This is a genomic window from Bradyrhizobium sp. th-b2 (assembly GCF_000426785.1).
GTDB lineage: Bacteria > Pseudomonadota > Alphaproteobacteria > Rhizobiales > Xanthobacteraceae > Bradyrhizobium > Bradyrhizobium septentrionale.
Genome location: NZ_AUGA01000025.1, coordinates 59,469 through 86,222 on the forward strand (window position 1 = coordinate 59,469; position 26,754 = coordinate 86,222).

Genomic DNA, 26,754 nt, shown 5'->3' on the forward strand with positions numbered 1-26,754 from the left:
GCATCCCATGAAAATCGGTACTCTCCTGACGGCCGCGATCGTCTCCTTGTCCGCGGTCGGCGGCGGACTGGCGGCTTATGTCGCGGTGACCAAGTACCAGACCATGGACAAGATCTCGACCGCGCAGAGCCGGCTCGAGATCGTCCGCGCCGTCGGCGATATCCCGCGCTACATGAACCCCGAGCGGGGCTACGCCACCAATTTGCTGCTCGGCACCGCCACGATCGATCCGAAGCAGATCGCCGAACTCGACCGTCAGCGCCAGCTGACCGACGGCGCGCTCGCCAAGGTCAACCAGGTGCGCGCCGCCCTGCCGGGATCGCTCGACGACGGCGAGGCGGTCGCGAGCGCGATCGATGCGCTGAAGCTGAAGTTTGCCGGGCTGCGCGACGCCATTACGGCTGCAATCTCAGGCCCGGCCGATGCCCGCCGCGCGGCCGCCGGCAAGATCGTCGCCGACAATTCCGTGTTCAACGCCGGTGTTACCACGCTGCTCGACGAGCAGGTGCGCCGGCTCGCCGGCCTCGACGGCAATGCCTATCGCCAGGCCAGCTATGCCAACGTCGCCTGGACGCTGCGCGACACCGGCGGCCTCAATGCCAGCCTGCACAAGGCGCTGGTCGGCGCCAAGCGTGTCGCGACCGATCAGGAGAAGCTGGAACTCTACCGCTCGACCGGCCGCACCGAGCAGATCCTCTCGACGCTGCAGGAATTGCGCAACAATCCGGCAACGCCAGCGAACGTCATGACGGCGCTCGGCAAGATGCAGGCCGACTATGTCGAGCGATTCGGCAAGGCGCTGAAGTTCGCCAAGGAAGGCGCAGTGACCGGCAAATACGAGCAGGACCTCGACACCTACTACCCCGAATCGCAGATCGGCCTCGCCGCCATCATCACCGTGCGCGACGCGTTCTACGAGAATGCCGAGCAGGGCCTTGCGAGCGCCTACTCGTCGGCGCGGTTCAGCTTCGTGATTGCGCTGGTCGGTCTGCTCGCGGTCATTGCGGTCAGCGCCGGCCTCATCGTCATGGTCGGCCGCCGCATCCTCAACCCGATCGCCGCCCTCACCGGCCGGATGTCGCGTCTGGCCGCGGGCGAGGTCGCCGAGGCTATCCCCGGCGCCGCGCGCAACGACGAGATCGGCGCCATGGCCGCCGCCGTGCAGGTGTTCAAGGACAACAAGATCGAAGCCGATCGCCTCGCTGCCGAGAAGGAAGCTGAGAACTACGTCAAGATGCGCCGCGCGCGTGTGCTCGACGATCTGACCCGCGCCTTCGAGGCCAAGCTCAGAGAACTGGTCGGCGGACTGTCGGCGGCATCGTCTGTGATGGAGGATACGGCGCAATCGATGTCGGCGACCGCCGCCGCCACCAACCGCCAGGCCGCGGTCGTGGCGGCCGCATCGGATCAGACCTCGACCAACGTGCAGACGGTGGCGAGCGCGACCGAGGAACTGACCTCATCGATCTCGGAGATCGCCCGCCAGGTCGCGACCTCGACCGAGATCGCGGCGCGCGCGGTCGACCATGCCCGCCGCACCGGCGACACTGCGCGTTCGCTGGCTGACGGCGCACAGAAGATCGGCGACGTGGTGACGCTGATCCAGAGCATCGCGGCACAGACCAACCTGCTTGCGCTCAACGCCACCATCGAGGCGGCGCGCGCCGGCGAGGCCGGCCGCGGCTTTGCGGTGGTCGCCTCGGAGGTGAAATCGCTCGCCGGCCAGACCGCGAAGGCGACCACGGAGATTGCCGAGCAGATCACCGCGATCCAGACCGCGAGCGACGAGACCGTCACCGCAATCAGGAGCGTCGTCGACGTCATCACCGAGATCGACCAGATCGGCACCGCGATTGCCGCCGCGATCGAGGAGCAGGGCTCGGCAACCCAGGAGATCTCGCGCAGCGTTCAGGAAGCCGCGCGCGGCACCCAGGAGGTCAATTCCAACATCTCCGGCGTGCAGCGCGCCGCCGACGACACCGGCGCCGCGGCAACCCAGGTGCTGGGCGCGGCCGAACAGCTCTCGACGCAGTCCAAGGACCTCGCCGGCCAGGTCAACCGCTTCCTCTCCGACGTGCGGGCGGCGTAGCTAATTCGCAAGCCGGTCGATCAGGAGGGCGAGCAGCGCACGCAGGCGCGCGAGCCGCTTGAGATCGCGATGATAACCCACAAAGGTATCGCGTCCGTGCGGCGGCGCACCGAGATCGACCAGCCGCAAGCCGTCAATTGAATCGGCGAGCGGACGCGGCAACACCGCAACACCGGCACCCTCGGCGCACATCCGGGCCTGAACGTCGCGATTGTTGCTGCGCGAGATCACATGCGCATGCGGCAGCATCTTCTTCAGCCAGACCGCATCGGGCATGCCATCGAACGCGGTGTCCATCGTGATCAGCGGCGTGCCGCGCCCGTCACCTGGCTTTGGTGCGTAAGGGCTGTCGGCGCGGGCATAGACGCCATAGTCGATGCGCATCAGCCGCCGTGAGATCACCTCCGCCTCGTCGAACGGCCGGATGCGGAAAGCGATATCGGCCTCACGCCGCGGCAGGCTGTAGAGGCGCGCGTCGGTCAGCAGTTCCACCACCACGCGCGGCTGAAGCTTTGCAAACTCGGCGAGTACCGAAGTCAAGACACAGGCGCCGAACCAGTCCGAGGATGAGACGCGCAACAGACCATCGAGATGGCGGTCCCGCCCGGCAAGTTGGCGCTCGAGTGCATCGGCCTCCTCCTCCATTCGCTCGGCATGGGCGAGCACGCTGGCGCCCTCGTCGGTCAACACAAACCCGTCGGCGGTGCGCTGAAAGAGCGTCTGGCCGAGCGACGTTTCCAGTTCGCGCAGCCGCCGTCCCATAGTCGGCTGACTCTGCCCGAGCATGCGCGCCGCCGCGCCAAGTGTCCCTTCCCGTGCGACGGCGAGGAAGATCCTAAGATCGCTCCATTCCATTGAGGCGCCCATTCAAAAATGAATGGACAACGTACAACATCGTCTATTCCCAAACAATCACAGTGTCCGCAGATTGGCAACCAAGGAGCTCGACATGACCGACCAGCCTTCAATGCACGCCGCGATACTGGAAACCCCCAACACGCCCTTTCGCTTGACCGACATCCTGCGGCCGCAGCCAGGACCAGGCCAGGTGCTGGTCCGCGTCCATGCCAGCGGCGTCAACCCGCTCGACCTCAAGATTGCGGCAGGTCAGGCAGCGCATGCGCGGCAGCCGCTGCCTGCCATCCTCGGTATCGATCTCAGCGGCGTCGTCGAGGCCATAGGCCCCGGCGTGACGGGATTGCGCAGAGGTGACGAGGTCTACGGCATGACCGGCGGCGTCGGCGGACTACAGGGTTCGCTCGCCGATTACGCGGCAGTGGATGCCGATCTGCTGGCCCCGAAGCCTGCAAATCTCACCATGCGCGAGGCGGCAGTGCTGCCGTTGATCTTCATTACTGCGTGGGAAGGTCTGGTCGATCGGGCACATGTTGCCGCCGGCCAGAAGGTCCTGGTTCATGGCGGAGCCGGCGGCGTCGGCCATATCGCGATCCAGATCGCGCGCGCGTTTGGCGCCGACGTCTACGGCACCGGCTCGTCCAACAGCCTGGCGCTCATCGAACGTCTCGGAGCAACGCCGATCGACTACGCCGGCGAGACCGTCGAAGATTACGTCACCCGCCACACGCAGGGCCGCGGCTTCGACATCGTGTTCGACACGGTCGGCGGCGCGACGCTCGACGCCTCCTTCAATGCGGTGCGCCGCTTCGGCCATGTCGTCAGCGCGCTCGGCTGGGGCACGCACGCGCTGGCGCCGCTGTCGTTTCGTGCCGCAAGCTATTCCGGCGTGTTCACGTTGCTGCCGTTGCTGACCGGCGAAGGCCGCGCCCACCATGGCGAGATCCTGCGCGAGGCGACGCGTCTGGTCGAGAGCGGCATGGTCGGGCCGCGCCTCGATCCGCGTCACTTCACGCTGGCGACGCTCGCCGATGCGTACGCCGCGATCCGGGACCGGACCGCGACCGGCAAGGTGGTGGTGGATGTCGCGGTTTAGGCCACGACGGGCGAAACCTAACCTCCCCGCAGACCAAGCACGCGACGCGCGATCGACTGGCGGTGCACCTCGCTCGGGCCTTCATAGACCCGCATCAGCCGAGCCTTCTGCCAGAGCGCGTTGAGCGGCAATTCCAGCGTCACGCCAAGCGCGCCGAGCGTCTGCATGGCGTGGTCGCAGGCTTCATAGGCCATCTCGGTCGCGAACACCTTGATCATCGAGGCCTCGTGGCGGATGTCCTCGCCGCGATCGGTCTTGTCGGCGGCCTCGCGCACCATCAGCCGGCAGGCATGCATCCGCGTGGAGATGTCGGCGATCCACCACTGGATCGCCTGGCGCTCGGCGAGCTTGACGCCGAACGTCTCGCGTTGCTTGGCGTGCTCGCACATCATATCGAGCGCGCGCTTGGTGATGCCGACGCAGGTCGATCCCATCTCGAGCCGCCGCGTGCGCAGGCGCAGCTGCATCGGCGCGTAACCCTTGCCGACCTCGCCCAGCACCGAGTCCTTCGGGATGCGGCAGTCCTCGAAAACGATCTCGTAGGTCGAGCCGCCGCCGACCATCGGGATCTCGCGCTCGATGATGAATCCCGGCGTGCCCTTCTCGACGATGAAGGAGGTGATGCCGCCGTGGCGCTGGTCGCTGCCGACACGCGTCATCACGATGATGAAGTCGGCGGCGCGCGCGTTGCTGATCCAGATCTTGCGGCCGTTCAGCACCCACTCTTCGCCCTCGAGCGCCGCGCGGGTCTTCATGCCGGCCGGATCGCCGCCGGCGCCGGGCTCCGAGATCGCGATCGCCGATGCCATCCGGCCCTCGATATAGGGCTGCAGATATTTTTTCTTCTGCGCATCGGTGCCGACCGCTTGCAGCATGCGCAGGTTCGGCGAGTCCGGCGGCAGCACGAAGGGCACGCAGCTGCGGCCAAGCTCTTCGTGCACCGCAGCCATCGTGCGGGTCGGCAGGTCGTGGCCGCCGAGATCCTCGGGCGCATCGAGGCCCCAGAGTCCGAGCTCCTTCGAGACGTCGCGCAGCCGCTTGCGCTGTTCCGGCGTGAGCTCGGGATGATCGCTGCCGGGCAGTTTCGATTTCAGATATTGCGGCTCGAGCGGGATCAGCTCGCGATCGACGAATCTCGCGACGGTCTCGCGGATCATGGCTGTCTGTTCATCATCGCTCATCTGAGATTCCTCGCCTGCGCTGTTGTGCTTCAAAAAACCAGTAGCGCATTTTTTGCCGGCACAAATAGCGGAAACGCGCGCGCGCACTCACGCTCGCGCGAGGGTTTCACGGCGCGGAATTCAATATCCCGCGGCGTGGTCAGCGCGTGCGTATTTGCGCGGGACGCGCGGGCGCGTCGAGCAGCCGATCGCGCAGCACGAGATTGTTGGCAGCAAGGAAGCGATCGACGATCGGCGCCCAGATCGCCGTTCCATTCTCGTTGAACAGCGTGTGCCCGTCGCTACCGAAGGCAGGCGTTCGAACCAGCGCGAGCTTGCCGCCGGCTTTCGCAAACGCGTCCGACAATCGCGTCACGAGTTTCGGCCCGAAGAAATGATCGTTGTCGGCGGACACCCACAGCAGCGGGATGCGCGAGGATTTGCCGAACTGCGCGAACGCGTCGACGAGTTCGTCCTCCTCGCAGACCGTATCGGGGCCGGTCGATCCGCGGCCCGGCGCGAACGCGATTGCAGCGGCCAGACCCGACGGCGCCATCGACGTCAACGCGACCGTGGCAAAGCCTCCCGCCGAGCGGCCGACGCTGATCCCCTTGCTGACGTAATCCTGACCGGTCATGAATTTGGCGGCGGCTGCGACGTCGCTGGCGCCGGCGCGGCCGGCCTTCGCATAGTCCGGGTCAGAGCACCCTCCGTAATTCTCGGCCCATCCACCCTGCGAGGCGCCGTAGCCGCGGCGCAGGAAAGCCACGGCGACCCAGCCGCGCCGGGCGAACTCCACAGCCTGTGCCCACATCCCGTAGGGGCTCATCGCCGGACGGTCGCTCGCCGACCGCGGTGAGCCGTGATTGAGCAGGATCAGCGGATGCGGTTGCCCGTCATCCGGCCGCAGCACGATCGCGTCGAGCAGCGCGACGGACGGCCCTGCCCCTCCCGCATTCGGCACCGGGATCTTGAGCGCGTCGAGGCGTATGCCCTCCGCTCGCCCGGAACCGAGGGCCGAGATGAAGACGACCAACGCCAGGACAACCGCGCCGGTGATGCTGCGGGTCCGCACTGGTCATATCCCTCTATTCGGCAAAGCCGACGTAGCGGACAAAATCGCTGTTGGCCTCGCGGTCCGACCGCACCGCATTGGCGGCAAAGCCGTCGTCGGGATAGCCCATCGCGACGCAGGTCATGATCACCTGGTCTTCCGGGATGTTGGCGACCTCGCGCACGATGTCGGAGCGCATGATGCCCTGGCCGTTGATCACGCTGCCAAGGCCGCGATCCCAAGCCGCCAGCACGATGCCGTAGCAGAGCGCGCCGAGATCGAAATGGCAGACCGCGCCGGGATCGAGGATCCGGTCATAGGCGAGCACCAGCGAGACCGGGGCGTCGAACTGGCGGAAGCCGCGCAGCACCCAATCCTGCCGCATCGGCTTGTCGTCGCGCGCAATCCCCATCGCCCCGAACAGCTTCTTGGCGATGTCGACCTGGCGACCGCGGTGCACGCCCTGGTACTCGCCATGGCTGACGATGTCGCGCTTGGCTTTGGCGCCGGCGATCATCTCCTCCATGTTGCGGCGGCGCACTTCCTCCAGCGGCGCCCCGGTCAGGACATGGACGTGCCAGGGCTGGGTGTTCATCGAGGACGGCGCGCGCTTGGCCACCTCGATGATCTCCTCCACGGTCGCCCGTGACACCGGCTGCTTCTTGAACCCGCGCACGCTTTTGCGTGTCTGTACCAGCGTCTCGAATTCCATTCCGGGCGTCCCCCATGTTGTTCCGCGCTGCACGCGGAATTTCCTTGCTCTGATCGGGGCATTTTACCGACAAAATCGGCTGTGGGAACTTGATCGGGCCAAGAATCCGATATCCAATCCGGCCACTGGTTTGGTTTAGGGAGAACCCAGATGAAGCGGATTTTCTTGGCGGCCGTGATCGCGACCTTTGCCGCCGGTTCGGCATTTGCACAGGACGCCTCCTGCGAGACGAAGGCGGTCGGCAAGGACGGCAAGCCGCTGGCCGGCGCGGCCAAGACCTCGTTCATGAAGAAGTGCACGACCGATACCTGCGAGACCAAGGCGGTCGGCTCCGACGGCAAGAAGCTCGCCGGCGCGGCCAAAAACTCGTTCATGAAGAAGTGCCAGAGCGGCGCCTGAGCCCCTCGCCGGCGCTTCCCTCAGCTTCGATCGGGACAAGACCATCGGGTCGCGCCGGGCGCGGCCCGAACGGCTATTGACGGATGCTTGCGCCAGATCAGCCGATGCTTTTTGTTTTGACGCGCTTTCTTCACGCGAACCGGTGTCCGCTTCGCTCGAAAACGCTCTTCTGCGCTCAGAACGAGACGCCGACCCGCACACCCCTGCTCCAGACCCGCCGGCACCGCTTCTTGGTGTTGCCGTGAAACATTTCGAAACGTTCGGGCAGCTGGATCGGCTTCTGAAACTCCAGGCAGGCCCCTCCGGCGGAATAGTCCACCAGCCGGCATTCGATCTGCGGCGCCTTCGGCTCGAGCTGCAGCTTGACCACACTGGATACGCATCCTGTCGGACGAACACGCGCAAATCTCCGGGGATGCATCACCGCCGCCTCTGGTGGAATCGTACCAATAGCCTCTTCGGCGGCCGTTAAGATTCCGTTCAGATCGACGATTACGATTCGTATCTGCCAGCGGCCGTCTCGGCGCGCACGGCGCCCGGACGGCGCGAGGCGGCCAGCGTCTCCGATGGCGCTTCCCCGAACTGCGACCGATAGCTGCGCGAAAAATCGCTCAGGTGCCAAAATCCGTAGGCCAGCGCGCAGGCCTTGACGCTCTGCGCACCGGCGAGCAGTTGCTGGCGTACCAGCCAGAGCCGGCGCAACCGCAGATAGCGATGCAGGCTGACGCCCCGGTAGCGCTGGATGGCGTCGTGCAGCGTGCGCACCGACACGCCGATCTGCCTGGCGAGTTCGCCGCTGTAAATCGGGTGAGCCACGTCGCCGGCCAGAATGGCACGCGCGTCGTTGAAGACCTTGAACTGCCGCGTCGTGTTGGCCCGCGTCGTCCACTTGGCCGGCACGATCTCGGCGAAGGCGTTGTCGATCGCCGCAAGCAGCGTTTCCTTGATCGACGCGCCGGTAGCGAACTGGGCATCATCAGTCTGCTGTGAGGTCACGAGCAGAATTTGCCTGACCACTTCGCGCAGCCGATCCTGCGCGCGTTGAGATATTTCGTGAATGCTGAAATGGAGACCCGGGTTCGGCCAGCCGCGGTCGACAACCTCCGGCGTGAACATCGCCGAGACATATTGCCGGGGCGCCTCCTCCACCGAGGTATAGAACGCGCCGCCGCCGCCAAGCACGATCACCGCACGATCGCGCTCGACGCCGTTGAACCGCATCGGGACACCGTCATCCATCGTGAAGCCGACCGCCGTCGTGTGCCGCGCAAGCTGCGCGTCGACGATGCGCGGAAAGGACTGGGTGTAGTTGAGCTCGCATCCCGGCAAACTCAGGATGATCTGCTCGGCCGAAATCTTCCGCGCGAGTGGCGTGAAATCAACATCCAGGTCTCGGATCGAACTCCGGAATGCATCGACGTCGTCAAAACGAAAGACTCTCGGCACCAGCAATGGCGCCGTCAAATGACTGCTCCTGTGAAATGGTCTTGAAAATGTCCGCGCGGCGCCACGCAAAGCGCGCCGGCCTCATTGATAATTTCCATGCACAAAATGCGAATCGTCCAATGAACTCAGTCAAGAAAACTGCGGTCCGTTCGTCGAAGCGGACAATCTGGCAAAATATCGCTGCTGCCGATTTTCGATAGTGTTTACCGCAATATCCACCGTCAGCACAGGCACCCCCATCAATTTCTATACCCCTATTAAAGATTCGGGGAGCAAAATGCTTTCGGGGACACAGAAGTTCCCCGTCGCGGAACATTTTAGGTACCGCAATGACCACCATTGCCTCGCCAGATCTTATTGCTGAACTCGACCATGTCCTGAAGGCCGGCTCACCAGACCGCCGCACGCGCATGCTGCGGGAGGTGGCAGGGCTTTTTCTCGAAGACGCTCACCGGCTCAACGAACACCATGTCGGGCTGTTCGACGACATCCTGGTCCGCCTGACCGAGAGCGTCGAGCTGCGGACATTGACCACGCTCAGCCGCTCCCTTGCCGACCTGCGTCTGGTGCCGCGGGAGCTGGCACGGCGGCTCGCCAATCATGACGACGCCGATGTCGCCGCGCCGATCCTGCGCAAATGCGACTGCATTCTGGATGCCGACCTGATCGACATCGCCTGGATGCGGGCCGAAGGACATCTCTGCGCGATCGCGGGACGCAAGGCGGTCAACCAGGAGCTCACGGACATTCTGCTGATGCGTGGCGACGGCAACGTCTTGCGCGCTTTGGCCGAAAATCCCGGCGCGGAACTGACCAGCGCTGGCTTTGCCATGATGGTTGATGCCGCCGAGCGCGACGACGGCATCGCAGACGCATTGATATCGCGCACCGACCTGCCGGACCGCGTGCTCGCCGATCTCGTCATGCGATCCACACCGCGTCAGCAGGCCCGGCTGCTCAAGCGCGCACGTCCCGACATTCAGGACGCGATCCGCGCCGCCATCGATACCAGCTCAGCCCGCGCCTCCGCAAAACCACCAGCCACGATCGACTATGCGGAGGCGCGGGCCACGGTGATGGCCCTGAACAAGTCCGGACAGCTGAACGACTCCAGCGTCAACCGTTTCGCGATCAGGCAAGAGGTCCGCAACGTCGTCGCGGCGCTGGCGCAGCTCGCGAGCGTTCCGATCGAAACGATCACGCCGCTGATGGACGCCGCCGACAGCAACGGGCTCGTCATCGCCTGCCGCGCATCGCGACTGAACTGGAACACCACGGCCGCGATCGTCAGCTACCGAAAGGCCGGCCTGACGGTCGCGCCGGACGAGCTGGAGCGCGCCCGGCAGATGTTTGAAGGGCTGCCGCTGTCGAACGCGCAGCGCACGATCCGGTTCGGTTCGCTGAGCGAGCTGACTGCGAAGCCTTCCAAGGCAGGGTGAGTGGCGTCATGACGTATGGTGACCGCAGGGCGGAGCGCGTCAGGCTCGATACCCGCTATCCCGTCAATCTCATGGGTGTCGACGGCACATGGCGGCGGAGCTGCATCCTGCTCGACGTCTCGCAGAGCGGCGCCCGGCTCGAGGTCGACGGAACGCTTGATGTGCTGAAGGCCCAGGAGTTCTTCCTGGTGCTGTCCTCGCGGGGGCTGGCCTTCCGCCGCTGCGAGCTGGTCCGTGTCGACGGCACCGAGATCGGCGTGAGATTCATCGAAGAGAAAAAGCGAAAGGGACGCCCGGTCATTCCGAAATGAGGATGGCGGCACCCGGCCTGAAAGGAAGTTGACGACATGCCGAGAGCGACAAACATCGTGGTATCGACCGTGTCAGCCGCACCGTTACGCGGGACCATCGAATTCGACTGCGCCGGCACCGTCGCGACGTTCGAGATCAATGAGGAGCTCGCGCATCGCCTCTGCACCGAGCTTGAACGGTTTCTGACCCAGGCTCCGCGCCGGACTCAGGTGACGCGGCTCGGGTAACGCCGCCCTTTCGCCAAAAGATCGCCTGCCTCGATGCCGATTCATATTGTTGCCGATACGCCGTCCAGACTGTCCGATGTCCGCGGACTTCTGGGACAAACATTTGAGATCACCTCAGAACTGCTTACCGCTGCGCGGCTCCGGGGCGGCGATGTCGAGGCATTGGTCGTGAGCGCCGACCTGCGGCTCGTCGACAACATCGCTGCATTGAAAGCGATCTCCAGCAGACTAAAGCGGATCCCGAGGCGCATCTTCATCGTCGATCAGCGTACGCGCCTTGCAATGGTCCAGGCCTATGCGCTCGGCGCGACGGATGCTCTCTTCCGTCCGGTCAAGCCATCGCAGCTTCTGGCAAGGCTTGTCGATATCGAAGCGCCATCGATCGTTCCGGACGATCTGTCACCGACCAGTATTGAAGCGGCATCCGCTGGCGCCGCCAGCATTGCCGCAATGTTTTCGGCCGTGATGAACGGTGCGGCGATCGATGTCGCCGATGTCAGGCACGCCGGAGCGGGAATCGCCGACAGCATCGCTGAAAATGGGCTTTCCGACTGGTTGGCGACCGTCCGCCGCCACCACGAAGGCACCTACCAGCACTGCCTGCTGGTCACCGGCCTCGCGGTCGATTTCGGCATGAGCCTCGGCATGAGCAAGCCTGACATCGAGCGTCTCTATTCTGCGGCGATGTTCCACGACATCGGCAAGGCGACGATCCCCCTCACCGTTCTCGACAAGCCGGGTCGGCTCGACGACGCCGAGCGCTCGCTGATCCAGACCCATCCCGCCTTGGGCCATGACGCGCTGAAGGACACGCCGGGTATCTCCGCGGAAGTTCTCGACGCGGTGCGGCACCATCACGAATATCTCGACGGCAGCGGCTATCCCGACGGGCTGTGCTCCGAAAGTATTCCGGACATCGTCCGCATCCTGACTATCTCCGACATCTTCGCGGCGCTGATCGAACAACGGACCTACAAGCCGACGATGCCGCGGGACAAAGCCTATGAGCTCTTGCTCGACATGAAGGGCAAGCTCGAACGACCGCTGGTTGTGGCCTTCAGGGACGTCGCGCTCAACCGCTGACCGGCCCGTGCCGCCTGGAGCATTTTCGGTTCTGATTAGAATCAGAACCGAAGCTCCAGATTATTGCTTTGACGCGTTTTCTTCACGCGAACCTTCGCTCGAAACGCTCTACTCCCGCTTGAAGCGATAGTCGAAGCGGTCGCCGTCCGCGGTGATCAGGCCGACCGTCGGGGCCGGGAAATGGATCGGCAGGATCAGCGTGTCGGTCCCGGCCACAGAGCCAAAGAATTTTCGCCGCGAGATCGCCGATTGCTTCGGATCCCAATCGGGCTTTGCCGACCATTCCGGCTCGCGGCACTGGATCGCATGATGCATCAGATCGCCGGCGACCACGGCGCGCTGCCCCTTCGAGAAGATGTTGATACAGCAATGGCAGGGCGAATGACCCGGCGTCGGCGTCAGCGTCACGGTGTCGTCGAGCGCATAGTCGTCGTCGACCAATAGCGCCTGCCCGGCCTCGACGATCGGCAGGCAATTGTCGCGAAACACCGTGCCCGGCGGATTGGCGCCCTTGGCGTTCTCGGCCTCCCAGGCCGCATACTCACCCTTGTGGAAGACGTATTTCGCGTTCGGGAAGGTCGGCACCCAGCGCCCGTCGCGCAGCGTGGTGTTCCAGCCGGTGTGGTCGATATGCAGATGGGTGCAGAACACGTAGTCGATCTGCTCGTAGGAGATTCCGAGCGCGAACAGCTCGTTGCGCCAGCGTTCCTTGCCCGGGAAGTCGAACGGCGGCGGGTGCCCCTTGTTCTCACCGGTGCAAGTGTCGACCAGGATGGTATGGCGCGGCGTCCGCACCACGAAGGTCTGGTAGGTGATCACCATCATGCCGCGCGCGGCATCGAACACCTCCGGCTCCATCGTCTTCAGGTGATGCTTGAACACAGCATCGTCATAGGTCGGGAAGAAATCCTGCGGCCGCCGCCACGGCCCTTCGCGCTCGATCACCGCGTCGATCGTGATGTCGCCGATCCTGATCTGTTTCATGCTGTTTCGCTCCCGCTTTTTTTGCGAAGGGTAGCGGGCGGCCCCTTACCTCACAAGCCGAGCACGGTGCAGCGTGCCATGCGGCTTTGCATTGCTGGAAGCAGTCATGCCGTAATTCATCCGAAAATGTTGCTCATGCTGTGGGGATGACCCATCGCGCGATTCAGATTGCCCTCCTGATGCTCACGACATTGCCGACAGCGGCGGCGGCCGCCCCCGACACCGTTTTCTTTCCGAGCGCCGACGGCAAGACCGAGATCGTCGGCTATCTGTTTCGGCCGCAAACGCCGGGCCCGCACCCCGCCATCGTGCTGCTGCACGGCCGCGGCGGCCCCTATTCGATCAACGTCAACAAGGACTGCACCCTGGTGTCGCGCACAGCTCCGTCCGCGGCCTGCAATGCCGGCAGCCTCTCCAAGCGCCACGCGATTTGGGGGCAGTATTGGGCCGACCACGGCTACGTCGCGCTGCTGCCGGACAGCTTTGGGCCGCGCGGCAAGGCCCATGGCTTCGGCCGCTTCACGCATGACGATCCCGATCGCGACGACGTCAACGAAAAGACCGTGCGGCCGCTGGACGCCGAGGGCGCGCTAAGCTGGCTGCGCAGCCGGAAAGATGTCCGGGAGAACCGCATCTTCCTGCAGGGATGGTCGAACGGCGGCAGCACCGCGCTGAACGTCATGCAGCGCCAGGGTACGGCGACGTCGGGCTATCGCGCAGCGCTGGCGTTCTATCCCGGCTGCGGGCCGGCGGCCCTGCTGGCGCAGACGCTCAAGTCGGCCGCACCGATCACGATGCTGCTCGGATCCGACGACGAGGAGGTGTCGCCCGAGCGGTGCCAGGAGGTCGCGCAGCGTTCCGTCGCCGCGGGCAGCAAGATCGAGGTCGTGCTCTATCCCGGCGCGACCCACGATTTCGACGATCCCGGCCAACGCCGGCAATCGAATCCCGCCAACGACGCGGCGCTGAAGGATGCAATGATCAGGGCCATTGCCGCAGTCAACGGCTTGAAGGATTAGGCCGCCCAGCCACGCGCCGTTGCATTTCTTGCGCGCTTGGCTCGCCGCAAACCGTAGTCTTCAGACGGCGTCCTTAGCGACCTTGAGAGGTGACGCCTTGACTGACTTGCTGGCTGGCTTCGCCGCAAATTCCATCGGCTCTTTCGTAAAAGGATTTACGCCGCTGCGAGCTTCTGTGGCAGGCTTATGCACGACAGACATTTTCACAAAGCCAGGTATGACGAACTCACCGGATTCGTTCAGCTCTCTATAGCCAACAGTCGCCATGTGCTCGATGACGGTCCTTACGTCGTTCTTCGAGATCTGCGTGCCTTCGGCAATCGCGTCGATCAATTGATTCTTCGTCATCTTGGCCATGCTGAAATCCTCTGAATTTGGGGGCGCGCGAGCTACGACGCAACTCTGTCTAGAATGTGGTAAAACCACGCAGCGCGCTTCTCGTTCATGCCAACGGCATGAAGTCACCGGGCTTAAAACCTATCGAGGCCTAAAACGCAAGCAAGCGAATCGCAAATCCTTTGATAGCCCAACAATCTGCAGTGTACATTTCCCGATCCGGTCAGCGGCTTGATTCCCACGCGCGAACTTGCTGAACAAGGCGATCGCCGTGGTCGACGGAATTTAAGAGCTAGGCCCCCGCAGCAGACAGCAACCACTCTCGCCCTGCCCGCCAGCTGTGATAGATACCACTCCGTGCGAGTTGCCGGATCAAGGACAGTCATATGGATCAATCGACCCCGCCCCGCCCCAAGCTTGCCGAAACCGTCATCGAGCCGACGGTCAGGCTGCGCGAGGTCAAGGTTGGGCGTTGCTGCGAAGTTCTCGGCGACACCGCGATCGAATATACCGAACTCGGGGACTATTCCTACCTCGCCAGCGGCTGCATCGTCGCCGACGCGCAGATCGGCCGCTTCTGCGCGATCGCGGCGCAGGTCCGGATCGGCGCGCCTAATCATCCGCTCGAGCGCCCTTCCCAGCACCGCTTCACCTATTGCCCTGAATATTACACGGCCTCCGCCGAACGGGATCGTGACTTCTTCAGGAACCGACGCGCGGATCGCGTCGTGATCGGCAACGATGTCTGGATCGGCCATGGCGTGATCGTGCTGCCCGGCGTCACCGTCGGAGACGGCGCGGTGCTCGCGGCCGGCGCGGTCGTCTCGCGCGATGTCGCGCCCTACACCATCGTCGGCGGCGTGCCGGCCCGGCCGATCAAGGAGCGGTTCAACCGCAAGATCGCGGCCGAGCTATCGCAGATCGCCTGGTGGAACTGGCCGGCTGAGACCATCTGGGAGCGCCTACCGGAATTCCAGTCAGGCGACGTCGAGGCGTTTTGCGCGCGGTGGAGAACTTGAACTAACTCCGCAGCCCCGGCGCCTCATGCCCGGTGCGCGCGACATATTCGGTGTAGCCGCCGCCAAACTGATGGATGCCCTCCGGCGTCAGCTCCAGCACGCGGTTGGAGAGCGCGGCGAGGAAATGCCGGTCGTGGGAGACGAACAGCATGGTGCCCTCGAATTCGGAGAGCGCTGATATCAGCATCTCCTTGGTGGCGAGATCGAGATGGTTGGTCGGTTCGTCGAGCACCAGGAAGTTCGGTGGATCGAACAGCATTTGTGCCATCACCAGCCGCGCCTTCTCGCCGCCCGACAGCACCCGGCATTTCTTCTCGACGTCGTCGCCGGAAAACCCGAAGCAGCCGGCTAGCGCCCGCAAGGAGCCCTGGCCCGCCTGCGGAAAGCAATCCTCAAGCCACTGAAACACGGTGCGTTCGCCGTCGAGCAGATCCATCGCGTGCTGCGCGAAATAGCCCATCTTGACGCTGCCGCCGATCGCGACCGTGCCGTCATCAGGCTCCGTCGAGCCTGCCACGAGCTTCAGCAGTGTCGACTTGCCGGCACCGTTGATGCCCATCACGCACCAGCGCTCGCGGCGGCGGATCATGAAGTCGAGGCCTTGGTAGATGGTGCGGCTGCCATATCCCTTGTGGACATTCTTCAGGTTGACGACGTCTTCGCCGGAGCGCGGCGCCGGCAGGAAGTCGAACGCCACGGTCTGCCGACGTTTCGGCGGCTCGACCCGCTCGATCTTGTCGAGCTTCTTGACCCGGCTCTGCACCTGGGCGGCGTGGGACGCGCGCGCCTTGAAGCGCTCGATGAACTTGATCTCCTTGGCGAGCATCGCCTGCTGCCGCTCGAACTGCGCCTGCTGCTGCTTGTCGGAGAGCGCGCGCTGCTGCTCGTAGAATTCGTAATTGCCGGAATAGCTGGTGAGCTGGCCGCCGTCGATCTCGACCACCTTGTTGATGATGCGGTTGATGAACTCGCGGTCATGCGAGGTCATCAGCAGCGCGCCCTCATAGCCCTTCAGGAACTGCTCGAGCCAGATCAGGCTTTCGAGATCGAGATGGTTGCTTGGCTCGTCGAGCAACATGACGTCGGGACGCATCAAGAGAATACGTGCCAGCGCCACCCGCATCTTCCAGCCGCCGGAGAGTTTTCCGACATCGCCGTCCATCATCTCCTGGCTGAAGCCCAGGCCCGAAAGCGCCTCGCGCGCGCGGCCGTCAAGCGCGTAGCCGTCGAGCTCCTCGAACTGATGCTGCACCTCGCCATAGCGGGCGATGATGTCATCCATCTCACTGGCCTTGTCGGGGTCGGCCATCGCAGCCTCGAGTTCCCTGAGCTCGGCCGCGACCACGCTGACGGGCCCCGCCCCGTCCATCACCTCGGCGACCGCGCTGCGGCCGGACATCTCGCCGACATCCTGGCTGAAATAGCCGATCGAAATGCCACGATCGAGCGAGACCTGGCCCTCATCGGGGACCTCCTGACCCGAGATCATTCGGAACAGCGAGGTCTTGCCGGAGCCGTTCGGCCCGACAAGGCCGATCTTCTCGCCCTTCTGGAGCGCCGCGGAGGCTTCGATGAAGAGGATCTGGTGGCCGACTTGCTTGGAGACGTTATCGAGGCGGATCATGCTCAACGCTGGGAACTGAGGGTTTGCGGCCTCTTATTCGATCTGGGGCGTGGGTGGAAGCCCATTCCGGGCGTTTCGCGCGTCGCTCCACGCATGCCACGATCATGGCCAATCGATTATGACAGAAAGTCCTTCGGCGACCGGTTTTGGGGCATCACATGCAAGTCTGGTTTCTCTCTCTGCTCGCGCTCGGCGCCGGCATCTGCGTGGCCGTTCAGCAGGTCCTCAACGGCAATCTCCGCTCAGCCCTCAACTCGCCGGCCTGGGCCGGGCTCGTCAGCTATCTCGGCGGCCTCGTGACGATGGCGGTCGTGGTGGTCGCGACGCGCGAGCCGGTGCCGTCATGGAAGCTGGTGTCGGCCGTGCCCTGGTGGGCCTGGAGCGGCGGCATCCTCGGCGGCGTCTTCATCCTCTTGATAATCCTGCTGCTGCCCTCGCTCGGCGCCGCAACCCTGCTGGTGCTGGTGGTCGCGGGTCAGATGGTCGCCGGCATCGCGATGGACCATTTTGGCGTGTTCGGGCTGGCGCAGCACCCTGTGTCAGTCTCGCGACTGGCCGGCATCGCACTGATCATCGGCGGCGTGCTTCTGATCAAGGATTGAGGAGACGGCCGGTCGCTCTATTTGAGCATGATCTCTTCGGAAAACCGCTTCGCACTTTTCCGGATCATGCTTTAGGCGCGTCGCATCAGCCGCAGTTCGGCTGCCAGCCGAAGGCTGCGCTTGCCGGCCAGCGCGATGCCTTCGAGCTCGGCGCCCTCCTCGCGACACGACCCGGCAAAGCCGATGCCGACCTCATAACCGCCGAACACCGGGTATTCGCCCTTCGCCGGCGTGTGCTCCTGATTGACGATCTCGCCCCGCCAGCGGCCGTCCGCCGACGTATACGAGCCGAGATAGTAGAAGAATGCATCGCCACCGAGGATGCGGCCATCCATCAGCAGCATGACCCCGGAGAGGCCGGCGTCAACACCGTCGAGTGCGCGGAGTTGGATGGAGTAGAGCCCGTTGACGATGCCGCCCGGTCCGACAGCCCCGCGCGGCGGCAACGCCTCATCGTCGAGCGGCGCCAAATTCGCCCAGAACACGCCGTCCGGCATGGCGTCCGCCTTGCCCTCGAGCAGGATAGTCGAGCCCTCGGTGCGGCCGCGCACCTTGATGACGGTGACATCGGCGCCCATCAGCGGCTTGAAGTGCGGATCGTCATTGTGACGCTCGGTGATCACCTCGGCTGATATCTCGCTTCCCGTCACCTGATAGCTACCGAGATGGGCGAAGGCTGAATTGCCACCCATCATCTTGCCGTTGTGCAAGCACATGATGCTGCGGCCGAACGCGCCGTTGATGCCGTACTCGACCTTGTAGAGCCCGTTGAGCACGAGAAATCCAATAAATAAAATTGATTCTATTCGCCACATAGCACCGGGCCGAAGGCCGCACCATTGGGTCTTTTGGCGCAGGCAAGCCCGCAATGTCCGGGTGTGGACAGCAGCCGATTCGTCGCTTAGCTGTAGGCATCCGCCCGCGTCGTGCCGCGTCACGCGGGATCTACCTCCAGTTCATTGTGTCCAAGCATTTGCGCATTCCGCCAATGGTCGCGCGGCCGCACCCGGCCCTCGGCATTGGCTGGAGGCATCGAGGAGCATCACATGACCCGTCGCCTTCGCCTGGCTGCCGCCCTGGCACTGCTGCTCGGCAGCGGCGGTACCGCCCTCGCCCAGTCGTTGCCGGACTACATGGGGCCGATCTCGGGCAAGACCTCGTCGACGCCGGCCGATGTCGCCACCAAGGATGTGCTGGCGCTCAACACCGGCATGTTCGAGCTCTATGGCGATGCGGCGCGGATCTTCCAGAAGAACATCCTCGACAAACACCCGGTGATCCTCGGCCTATTCTCCGGTGCCGGCGGGCGCCTGATCCTCTACCGGCCGGGCAAGCCGCCGACCGAGGCGCCGCAGGTGCCGATCGTCTACCAGTTGCTCAAATCGGTCGGCCACAGCACGATGGCGCTGGCCGAGGTGGTCGGCCCCTATGTCGACAATCCCGACGACAAGGCGTGGCGCGGGTCGATGCAGGCCTATCGCAGCCGGATGCAGTCGGCGCTCGACGGGCTCGACGCGACGCCGATGCAGGCCGACTGGCGCGACAACAACCGCACCATCCTGCAGAACAACATCGCCTTCATGGATGATTGCCTCACAGCCGGCGTCATCCCCTTCGCCAAGCTCGAGGCGTTCGGCAAGAAGCAGGCCCCCTTCCTCGCCAAGAACGTCGCCTGGGCCGCGCAGACCCAGGTCGCGCACTGGATGACCGTGATGGCCGACTGGAAGACCCAGCTCGGCGCCGATTGGGACAAGACCTACGGTGCGAGCAACACGATCTATGTGGCGCGGCAGAACAACGTGATCTTCAGCGTGCTGGCGCAGTTCTTCGGGCCTGACGCCATCAACAGCCGCCTGATGCTGATCGAGACGATCTCCTTCACCACGACGCCGTCGGACATGCTGGAGTCGCTGACCCGGATCATCGCCGACCGCTCGGTCGGCGCGTTGTTCTTCGGCAGCTACCATTTGATGGACTACGAATTGATGGGCGGCGACGCGCGCGAGGCGATCATCGCCGAGACCAAGAAGCGCGGCATGACGACGTTCCTGCCGCCATTGGTGCCATTCGGTTCCAAGCAATGGCCGACCCTGATCACGCCGGGTCCGGGACCGGCAACGATCGCCGACCTCAAGTGAGGCCGCGACTACGACCTATTGCGGCGTTGCGAATGCGCACGCTTTGCCGCAATACTTTTGCGTGTGCTACGCCAAACGATAAACCCCGGCGCGACGCGCCCACGAAGCGTTGATGAGAGATCAGACCATGCGGCCTTCGCGACGCGAATTCGTGAAGTGGTTGTCGGCCGGCGGTATCTCGGTCAGCCTGTCGCATCTGGCGCTTGCCAAGGAACCGGCCTTCGCGACCCGCGAGACGCTTCCCGGGCGCGGACATTTCAACCCGGCGGCGAAGGCCGCCGGCCGCGTCGACGGCGTGGCCAAGGTCACCGGCGCCAAGCTCTATGCCTCGGACTTTCGCGCCATCGACATGCCGGGTTGGCCCACGACCACCTCGCACGCCATTCTGGTCCGCGCCGATGACGCGACGCATGTCTATGCCGGCATGGATCTCGCTCGCCTCGATGGTCCGCTGAAGCCGTCGGTTATCGTGACCGCAGCCGATCTCGACCGCATCGGCACGCGGGTGCCGGAGTTCTACACCGGCGACCTGTTCTGCCCCGTCGGCAAGACGCCGCTCTATCTCGGACAGCCGGTCGCGCTGTTGATCTTCGAGCGGTTCGACACCTTCGACCGGGCGCGCCTCGCGCTGCGTGACGGCGGCTTCGTCCGGTTCGGCGACGAGACCGGACCGGTCGTCATCCCGAATTACGGCGCGTATCGCTTCACGCGGGTGGCCGGCGCCACGCCTGACGCGCCCGACGTCTATTCGCCGATCCTGGCCGGCTGGGTCTCGCCGAGCCGGATCCAGAACGCGGCGCTGCCGGTCTGGCTGCCGCTCGCCAAGGAGACCAAAGCCGACTACGCCAAGGCCGCAACCCATGGCGAAGCGATCCGCGCCCAGCTCGCCAAGGACGATCCGGCGCAGCTCGTGCTCGACCGCGAGTTCGAGACCCAGTCGGTCGATCCGATGTTCCTGGAACCGGAGAGCGGGCTCGCCTGGTACAGCGACAAGGGCGGCAATCTCGAACTGGTGCTCGGCGTGCAGTCGCCCTATGAGGCGACCGAGTCGATCGCCTTCATGCTCGGCAAGGCCCGTCCGCCCTTCAGGCCCTCGCACATCAACGCACAGTTCGCCCATGTCGGCGGCGGCTTCGGCGGCCGCGACCACACCCCGTTCGTGCTTTACGTGGCGCTGGCGGCAATGTTCTTCCCGGGACGGCCGGTGCGGCTGGCGCATGACCGCTACCAGCAATTCCAGGGCGGGATCAAACGCCATCCGATCAAGATGCGCTCGCGGATCGGCATCGATCGCGCCAGTGGCAAGATCACGGCGTTCGCCGCCGACCATGTGCTCGACGGCGGCGGGCTCGCCAACTTCTCCGCCAACGTCGCGACCGTCGCCGCCACCGCGGCAATCGGCGTCTACGACGTCCCGAAGGTGGACGTCACCACCGTGGCGCTGCATTCGCGCGGCGTGACCGCAGGCTCGATGCGCGGCTACGGCACGCTGCAGACCATGACCGCGCTCGAAGTCCTGATCGACGAGGCCGCGAGCGAACTCAAGGTCGATCCGATCGCATTCCGCCGCAACAATGCGCTGAAGCAGAACGGCCGGACCATGACCGGCAACCCCTACATCGTGTCGGTGCGCACGCCCGACATCCTCGACAAGCTCGAGAAGCATCCGATCTGGCAGCAGCGCGCGCAATTCAAGCAGACCGCATCCGAGGGACGGCTGATCGGCACCGGCGTCGCCTGCGTCACCAAGGACTACGGCGCGGGCGCGGATTGCTCGCTGGGCCGGGTCGAGATCGATCCCGAGGGACGGATCGCGATCTTCTGCGATCACGTCGAGATGGGCAACGGCATCGGCACCGCGCTTGCCAACCGGGTCGCGGGCCATCTCGGCGCCGTCGCCGACGAGGTCGCCGTCTCCCGGGTCGACAGCTACGACGCGCTCGGGCTCGTCACCTCGGGCGATCCCTACACGATGGATCAGAAGACCCAGGATCTCGCCGAGAAGAACCCGCGCTGGGTGCCGGCGATCAGTTCGGCGACCAGCGCCTCGATCGGCGCCCATGTCGGCACGCATTCGTCGGCCGAGGCGGGCCGCATCATCTTCCGCTTCGGCCTATGGCCGGCGGCGCTCGAGCTCTGGCAGATCGGCAAGGCCGATCCGCGCACCCGGCAATGGGACAAAGCGCGCTGGCGGGACGGGCAACTCGTGCTCGACGAGCTCGCGCCGCTGCCATTGCCAAAGCTTGCGGCGACCGCGCACACGCGCGGCTTCGTCACCGGCGCGGTGGCGCACAGCTTCTCGCGCTGGGCCTGGTCGCGCGCGCGCTTCCCGCTGTTCGGCGAGCAGTACCGCGCCGAGATCGACGCGCTGGCGATCCGCCGTGGCCGTAGCGGCTTCGAGCGGATCGACCGCGTCAGCGTGAAGTTCCCGCCGACCGACAACAACCGGATCGGCACCGCCTACACCTCGATGTGCGGCACGCTGGTGCGCGTCGAGATCGAGCGCGCGACCGGGAGCTTGCGCATCGCCAAGGCCTATAGCGTGTTCGAATGCGGCCAGGCGCTGGTGCCCGAAGTCGTGCTCGGCCAGTCGCATGGCGGCTTCGCGATGGGCGTCGGCTACGCGCTGCTCGAAACCCTGCCGCCGTTCGAAGGCGGCCCCGGCAACGGGCAGTGGAATCTCGGCCAGTATTTGATCGCGCGCGGCTCCGACCTGCCGCTGCACGATCTCGAGATCGAGATGCTGCCGCCGCTGACGCCGGACGAACCGCCCAAGGGCATGGCCGAGGTGGTGATGATCCCGATCGTGCCGGCGCTGCTCAACGCCATCAACGACGCCACCGGCCACCGCTTCCGCTCATTGCCGGTGACATCGAGCCTGCTCAAGGGAGCGCTTGCGTGACGACGCTCAACCTCACCATCAACGGCCACAAGCATGGACCGATCGAGGTCCGCGACGACCTCTCGATGAACGATTTCCTTCGGGAAATGCTCGGCATGACCGGCACCAAATTCGGCTGCGGCGCCGCGCAATGCCTGAGCTGCGCAGTCATCATCGATAATCCTGACGGCACCAGCTACACCAGCCCGACCTGCGTGGTGCCGGCGGCGAATTTCGACGGCAAGGCGATCCGCACGGTCGAGGGCCACGCCAGGGACGGCGAGCTCTCGGCGTTGCAGCGGGCCTTCATCGATCACTTCGCGTTCCAGTGCGGCTACTGCACGGCCGGCTTCCTCAACGAGGGCCAGGTTCTGCTCGAACGGCTGGCGAAGACGCCGGTGGCGCGGGACCAGCTCGAGACTGTGATTGCCGATGCGCTCGACGGCCATCTGTGCCGCTGCACCGGCTACATCAAATATCACCAGGCGGTGCGCGACGTGATCCTCGCCGATTCCAAACGCTATCTGACCGCCAACAAGTGAGCCGCGCGCGATGACATCGGACACGCGGTTTCGGATCATGGCCTTGCTGACCGCGCTCGCGACCAGCCTGTGCGCCGGCTACGCGGCATCGGAGAGCGCAAGCCACGCCCTCGCCTCACCGGAAAGCTTTGCCGCAATCGAGAATGCCGAGCAGCGCTCCGCGGCGATCTTCACCGAGCTCGGCAAGGTTCTGACCCATCCGCGCTGCACCAACTGCCACCCCGCCGGCGACAGTCCGCGGCAAGGCGACATCAGCCGCATGCACCAGCCGCCGGTCACGCGTGGCGCCGATGGCCACGGCGTCGAGACGATGCGCTGCTCGATCTGCCACCAGCACGCCAATTTCGAACCCGGGCGCGTGCCGGGTCACCCGGAATGGCATCTTGCGCCGCGCGAGATGGCATGGGCCGGCAAGACGGTCGGCGAGATCTGCGCTCAGATCAGGGATCCCGCGCGCAATGGCGGCCGCAAGGTCGAGGAGCTGATCGATCATATCGGCAAGGACACGCTGGTGGGCTGGGCCTGGCATCCCGGCTTCGGCCGCTCACCCGCACCGGGCACGCAGGCGCAGGCCGGCGCGCTGGTCGAAGCCTGGGTGAAGAGCGGCGCGGCCTGCCCCGCGCCGTGATCTACGGTCTCTCCACCGGCGGATAATACTGCGGCGCCTCAGCGCGCTCGTACATTCCGTAGTCGCGCATGACCTCGAAAATACGGAAGTATTCGGTCGTTGGATCGGCGAAGAGCTGTGCGCCGAAGTCCAGGCCGGATTGCTCATCCGGCAGATCGACGAGGTGCGCGAACCGGCCGTCGCGATACATGCTCCGGAAGGAATCCCGACGCCACTCGGTCGTTATCGGCAGCTCGGGATTGGTCGACTCCGACGCAATGACGTAGGTCGGGGGACGTCTTGCGGGGTCATTGTATGGCGTGCGTCGCTCGGGCTGCCAAATCGGGCGGTCCGGCCTTGCTTCATGGATCACCTGGGCGATGCGGATGCGGTAGTCGGAGAAGACATCCTCGCGGCCGATCTTCTGGACCGCATGATGGCCTGCATCCACGCGCCATGCGGTCATGGCGCCCTCGTCCTGCCAGATCTGATAGGACAGCAAAAGGTTCTTGCGGGTCAGGCTCTGGAAGCGATCGATGAAGAGACAGCCGCCCATGGCGTCAAGCGCAGGCCGCAGCGACGCCGCGAGGTCCATATAGCGGTTGATGTGTCCGTCCTTGATCTGGACTTCGAAGAACTGAGAAATCATCAATTGGTACCTCGGCGTCTCCGACGCAAACCTGCATTGCGGCCGACGTGAGAAGGGATGGCGTGAGAAGGCATCGCCTTCGAAGCGCATACTGATACCGGCCAAGTGTAGAATCAGAATGCGCCCGCAAGAAAGGGCCAGTTTCTTCTATTCCACGGGGCCACCTAGAAGCAGAGATTGGTCACGGCGTTGCCGCGCTTGTCCTTGATCACATAGGGACAGCGGGCACGCTCCAGCGCCTTCTTGGCATCCTCGTCGCCGAGCGCAGCCGCCCGCTCGTAATAGGCTTTTGCGGCATCACTGTCCTTCGGACCGCCGCGCCCGGCCTGCGCGAACGCCCCCATCCGCTCCAGCGCGCCTGGATGGTTCTGCGCCGCCGCCTTCTCGAACAGCGCGCGTGCGGCAGCGTCGTCCTGCACACCGCCCTTGCCCTCGGCCAGCATCATGCCGAGCTGGTACTGCGCCTCCGCATTGGTTTCGGCGGATCTGGCGAGCAATTCGCGGGCGCGTGCCGGGTCGGACGCGGTGCCGCCGCCGAGTGCAGCGAGATTGCTGACGCCGCGCGCGTTGCCGGCCTGCGCCGCACGCTCGAACAATTTGCGCGCCTGCGCCTCGTCCCTGGCGACGCCGGTGCCGTTGCCGTAGAGCACGCCGAGCTCGACCATTGCCGATGTCGAGCCCTTGTCGGCGGCCTTGCGCCAGGCGGCCATCGCTTCCGCCGTCTGCCGGTTGGCGGCATAGGCCCGGCCGAGCGCATACATCGCGCGGCGCGACGATTTTGCCGCCACCGCGCAATACTTGATCGCGGTCGCGATATCCGCCGACGCGATCTCGGCTACGCCCTTCACGTCGGCCGGCTTGTCGGGATCTGTGGGATCGGCGGCGAGCCGGTCGCACAGCACGAGGTCGGCCGATTGCGCGTGGGCCAGCGCAGGCGCGGCGAGTGCCGCGGCAAGAACGAATGCATGGAACAGTTTGAACATGGGCGGCAGGTTGCGTCGCGGTGCGGGCAAATTCAAGGCTCGAGCCCGGTCTCGCGCAACACCGACGCGACCGCAGGCGATGCGAGATACCGCAGCAGATGATCGGCGGCATCTGCGCGCGGCGACGCGGTCATGCGGCCGGCGGAAAACACCGCCGGTGTCTGCAAGTCCAGCGGAATCGGCCCGACGACCTCGATGCCGTCGATCTGCTTCAACTCGCTGATCTGCTGGATCGCAAGATCGGCTTCACCGCTGACGAGCTTTTCCGCGGTGAAGCCTGCGGGAATGATCACCGCACGCCCGTTGATTGCGGTGGCGATGCCGAGGCGCTCGATCAGCCGCGCGAACAGGATGCCGCTGGCGCCGAGCCGCGAATAGGCGACCGCCCGTGCACCGAGCAGCGTCGCACGCAGCGCGGCTTCGGTTGTGATGTCGGGATGCGCGGCGCTCGCCTTCACCGCAACGCCGACATAGGAGCGCGTGAGATCGACGGCGCTATCCCGCGCAACGCGGCCTTCGTCGATCATCTCGTCGAGGCCTTCCTTGGTCAAAATCACCAGATCAGCCGCCTCGCCGCCACGCAGGCGCTCGAGCAGCGCCAGCGTCGGCGCGAAATCGGCATCGATCGCAACACCGCTTGCCGCCTGATAGGCCGCGGCAAGCCGCGCGACCGCCCCCTTCAGCGCCAATGTCGAAAGCACGCGAACCGAATTGCCCATTCCGTTCATGCCCGCCGCATCAGCTTGAGCGTCGCCGTGAGGCGGAGGCTGCGCTTGCCGGCAAGCGCGGTCGCTTCGAGCACCGCGCCTTCCGCGTCGCAGGTGCCGGCGAAGCCGATCCCGACCTCGCGGCCGCCGAAGGTCGGATTCTCGCCCATCGCCGAGGTGTGTTCCTGATTGAGGATCTGGCCCTTCCAGCGGCCCTTCTCGGAGGTGTAGGTGCCGAGATAGTAGAAGAACGCGTCGCCGCCGAGGATGCGGCCGTTGTTCAGCAGCATCACGCCGGTCAGGCCGCCATCGACCCCATCGAGCAACTGGATGTGGATCGAATACAGCCCGTTGATGATGCCGCCCTCGCCGACCCCGCCGGCAATCGGGACTTCGTCGTCGGTGATCGGCGTCATCACCGACCGGAACGGCACGCCGGGCAATTCCCTCAGCTCGCCCTTGAAACGGTAGAGCTCACCGTCCGGCCAGCCTTTGGCGATCAGCGTCGCGTCGTCGGTGCCAGCCATCGCGCGGTAGTTCAGGTCGGGGTTGTGGCGGACAGTCTGGATCTCGACCGCGACCTCGTCGCCATCTTTCTCATAGGTGCCGATATGGGCAAACGCCGAATTGCCGCCGAGCATCCTGCCGTCGCCGACATACATCACGCTGCGGCCGACGGCGCCGCCCAGCTCGAACCGGACCTTGTAAAACCCTTCAAACAAGCGCCGTGTCCCCGGCCGCCAAAATACAATCGCTATCTAGCGCGGTTCATAACGCGGCGAAACCGCTTT

The 26,754-nt window shown here is 65.0% G+C and carries 28 protein-coding genes; 14 read left to right on the plus strand and 14 right to left on the minus strand.

Annotated features, from left to right (window positions below; translation table 11 throughout):
* Positions 1-7 precede the first annotated feature (7 nt).
* Positions 8-2,089 (plus strand): methyl-accepting chemotaxis protein, encoded by a 2,082-nt coding sequence (locus K359_RS0127640; protein ID WP_029082218.1) that lies wholly within the window; start codon positions 8-10, stop codon positions 2,087-2,089.
* On the opposite strand, the gene K359_RS0127645 is transcribed toward K359_RS0127640, so the two are convergent.
* A complete protein-coding gene (locus K359_RS0127645; protein WP_029082219.1) occupies positions 2,090-2,944 on the minus strand; it encodes a LysR family transcriptional regulator in 855 nt (284 codons plus the stop codon).
* Between the two features lie 94 nt (positions 2,945-3,038).
* On the opposite strand from K359_RS0127645, the gene K359_RS0127650 reads away from it, so the two are divergent.
* A complete protein-coding gene (locus K359_RS0127650; RefSeq protein WP_029082220.1) occupies positions 3,039-4,040 on the plus strand; it encodes a zinc-dependent alcohol dehydrogenase family protein in 1,002 nt (333 codons plus the stop codon).
* A gap of 17 nt (positions 4,041-4,057) precedes the next feature.
* On the opposite strand, the gene K359_RS0127655 is transcribed toward K359_RS0127650, so the two are convergent.
* The 3 genes from K359_RS0127655 to K359_RS0127665 form a co-directional block, all read right to left on the minus strand.
* Entirely contained in the window at positions 4,058-5,221 is a 1,164-nt protein-coding gene (locus tag K359_RS0127655; protein WP_029082221.1) for an acyl-CoA dehydrogenase family protein, read from the minus strand.
* A 139-nt stretch (positions 5,222-5,360) separates the two neighbouring features.
* Positions 5,361-6,275, minus strand: a complete 915-nt coding sequence (locus K359_RS53195) for a S9 family peptidase (RefSeq protein WP_051346447.1) — start codon at positions 6,273-6,275, stop codon at positions 5,361-5,363.
* Positions 6,276-6,288: 13 nt separating this feature from the next.
* Entirely contained in the window at positions 6,289-6,966 is a 678-nt protein-coding gene (locus K359_RS0127665; protein ID WP_029082222.1) for a nitroreductase, read from the minus strand.
* A 150-nt stretch (positions 6,967-7,116) separates the two neighbouring features.
* Here K359_RS0127665 and K359_RS0127670 point away from each other — a divergent pair, with 150 nt between their 5' ends.
* On the plus strand, positions 7,117-7,365 hold the full coding sequence (locus K359_RS0127670; protein ID WP_029082223.1) for a hypothetical protein: 249 nt from the start codon (positions 7,117-7,119) through the stop codon (positions 7,363-7,365).
* Positions 7,366-7,540: 175 nt separating this feature from the next.
* Here the strand turns inward: K359_RS0127670 and K359_RS0127675 are convergent, their stop codons facing one another.
* Positions 7,541-7,786 carry a PilZ domain-containing protein gene (locus K359_RS0127675; protein ID WP_029082224.1) on the minus strand — a complete coding sequence of 82 codons (246 nt, stop codon included), beginning with the start codon at positions 7,784-7,786 and terminating at the stop codon, positions 7,541-7,543.
* 71 nt (positions 7,787-7,857) lie between these two features.
* Positions 7,858-8,829, minus strand: a complete 972-nt coding sequence (locus K359_RS0127680) for an AraC family transcriptional regulator (RefSeq protein ID WP_245284733.1) — start codon at positions 8,827-8,829, stop codon at positions 7,858-7,860.
* Positions 8,830-9,140: 311 nt separating this feature from the next.
* Here K359_RS0127680 and K359_RS0127685 point away from each other — a divergent pair, with 311 nt between their 5' ends.
* From K359_RS0127685 to K359_RS0127700, 4 genes are read left to right on the plus strand one after another with little or no spacing between them, the layout of a single operon-like run.
* The gene (locus tag K359_RS0127685; protein ID WP_029082226.1) at positions 9,141-10,250 is read left to right on the plus strand and encodes a DUF2336 domain-containing protein; all 1,110 of its coding nucleotides are present in this window, start codon (positions 9,141-9,143) and stop codon (positions 10,248-10,250) included.
* A gap of 8 nt (positions 10,251-10,258) precedes the next feature.
* Positions 10,259-10,561, plus strand: a complete 303-nt coding sequence (locus K359_RS0127690) for a PilZ domain-containing protein (RefSeq protein ID WP_029082227.1) — start codon at positions 10,259-10,261, stop codon at positions 10,559-10,561.
* 36 nt (positions 10,562-10,597) lie between these two features.
* Entirely contained in the window at positions 10,598-10,789 is a 192-nt protein-coding gene (locus K359_RS0127695; protein WP_029082228.1) for a hypothetical protein, read from the plus strand.
* A gap of 33 nt (positions 10,790-10,822) precedes the next feature.
* Positions 10,823-11,872: an HD domain-containing phosphohydrolase gene (locus tag K359_RS0127700; protein WP_029082229.1), complete on the plus strand. Its 1,050-nt coding sequence runs from the start codon at positions 10,823-10,825 to the stop codon at positions 11,870-11,872.
* 108 nt (positions 11,873-11,980) lie between these two features.
* On the opposite strand, the gene K359_RS0127705 is transcribed toward K359_RS0127700, so the two are convergent.
* Positions 11,981-12,856 (minus strand): MBL fold metallo-hydrolase, encoded by an 876-nt coding sequence (locus tag K359_RS0127705; protein ID WP_029082230.1) that lies wholly within the window; start codon positions 12,854-12,856, stop codon positions 11,981-11,983.
* 146 nt (positions 12,857-13,002) lie between these two features.
* Between K359_RS0127705 and K359_RS0127710 the strand changes: the two genes are divergently transcribed.
* Entirely contained in the window at positions 13,003-13,875 is an 873-nt protein-coding gene (locus tag K359_RS0127710) for a dienelactone hydrolase family protein (protein WP_051346448.1), read from the plus strand.
* A gap of 60 nt (positions 13,876-13,935) precedes the next feature.
* On the opposite strand, the gene K359_RS0127715 is transcribed toward K359_RS0127710, so the two are convergent.
* A complete protein-coding gene (locus K359_RS0127715) occupies positions 13,936-14,232 on the minus strand; it encodes an HU family DNA-binding protein (protein WP_029082232.1) in 297 nt (98 codons plus the stop codon).
* Positions 14,233-14,597: 365 nt separating this feature from the next.
* Here K359_RS0127715 and K359_RS0127720 point away from each other — a divergent pair, with 365 nt between their 5' ends.
* Positions 14,598-15,230, plus strand: coding sequence for a DapH/DapD/GlmU-related protein (locus K359_RS0127720; protein WP_029082233.1), 633 nt, complete (start codon positions 14,598-14,600; stop codon positions 15,228-15,230).
* Position 15,231: 1 nt separating this feature from the next.
* Here the strand turns inward: K359_RS0127720 and K359_RS0127725 are convergent, their stop codons facing one another.
* Positions 15,232-16,854 carry an ABC-F family ATP-binding cassette domain-containing protein gene (locus tag K359_RS0127725; protein WP_029082234.1) on the minus strand — a complete coding sequence of 541 codons (1,623 nt, stop codon included), beginning with the start codon at positions 16,852-16,854 and terminating at the stop codon, positions 15,232-15,234.
* 158 nt (positions 16,855-17,012) lie between these two features.
* On the opposite strand from K359_RS0127725, the gene K359_RS0127730 reads away from it, so the two are divergent.
* The gene (locus K359_RS0127730) at positions 17,013-17,456 is read left to right on the plus strand and encodes a DMT family transporter (RefSeq protein ID WP_029082235.1); all 444 of its coding nucleotides are present in this window, start codon (positions 17,013-17,015) and stop codon (positions 17,454-17,456) included.
* Positions 17,457-17,527: 71 nt separating this feature from the next.
* Here K359_RS0127730 and K359_RS0127735 read toward each other — a convergent pair whose 3' ends face one another.
* Complete coding sequence (locus tag K359_RS0127735) at positions 17,528-18,232, minus strand: GrlR family regulatory protein (RefSeq protein ID WP_029082236.1); 705 nt, start codon at positions 18,230-18,232, stop codon at positions 17,528-17,530.
* Between the two features lie 270 nt (positions 18,233-18,502).
* Here K359_RS0127735 and K359_RS0127740 point away from each other — a divergent pair, with 270 nt between their 5' ends.
* The 4 genes from K359_RS0127740 (at position 18,503) to K359_RS0127755 (ending at position 23,645) form a co-directional block, all read left to right on the plus strand.
* Positions 18,503-19,594 carry a hypothetical protein gene (locus K359_RS0127740; RefSeq protein ID WP_029082237.1) on the plus strand — a complete coding sequence of 364 codons (1,092 nt, stop codon included), beginning with the start codon at positions 18,503-18,505 and terminating at the stop codon, positions 19,592-19,594.
* A 127-nt stretch (positions 19,595-19,721) separates the two neighbouring features.
* Complete coding sequence (locus K359_RS0127745; RefSeq protein WP_029082238.1) at positions 19,722-22,496, plus strand: xanthine dehydrogenase family protein molybdopterin-binding subunit; 2,775 nt, start codon at positions 19,722-19,724, stop codon at positions 22,494-22,496.
* Entirely contained in the window at positions 22,493-23,017 is a 525-nt protein-coding gene (locus K359_RS0127750) for a (2Fe-2S)-binding protein (protein WP_029082239.1), read from the plus strand. Before K359_RS0127745 ends, K359_RS0127750 begins: the two co-directional genes overlap by 4 nt.
* Before the next feature lie 10 nt (positions 23,018-23,027).
* A complete protein-coding gene (locus K359_RS0127755) occupies positions 23,028-23,645 on the plus strand; it encodes a hypothetical protein (protein WP_029082240.1) in 618 nt (205 codons plus the stop codon).
* A 1-nt stretch (position 23,646) separates the two neighbouring features.
* Here K359_RS0127755 and K359_RS0127760 read toward each other — a convergent pair whose 3' ends face one another.
* From K359_RS0127760 to K359_RS0127775, 4 genes are all read right to left on the minus strand, one after another.
* Positions 23,647-24,363, minus strand: coding sequence for an antibiotic biosynthesis monooxygenase (locus tag K359_RS0127760; protein ID WP_245284734.1), 717 nt, complete (start codon positions 24,361-24,363; stop codon positions 23,647-23,649).
* Positions 24,364-24,437: 74 nt separating this feature from the next.
* Positions 24,438-25,256, minus strand: coding sequence for a tetratricopeptide repeat protein (locus tag K359_RS0127765; RefSeq protein ID WP_035977230.1), 819 nt, complete (start codon positions 25,254-25,256; stop codon positions 24,438-24,440).
* 32 nt (positions 25,257-25,288) lie between these two features.
* Entirely contained in the window at positions 25,289-25,975 is a 687-nt protein-coding gene (locus tag K359_RS0127770) for a substrate-binding domain-containing protein (RefSeq protein ID WP_029082243.1), read from the minus strand.
* A 5-nt stretch (positions 25,976-25,980) separates the two neighbouring features.
* Complete coding sequence (locus K359_RS0127775) at positions 25,981-26,685, minus strand: hypothetical protein (protein WP_029082244.1); 705 nt, start codon at positions 26,683-26,685, stop codon at positions 25,981-25,983.
* Positions 26,686-26,754: the final 69 nt, after the last annotated feature.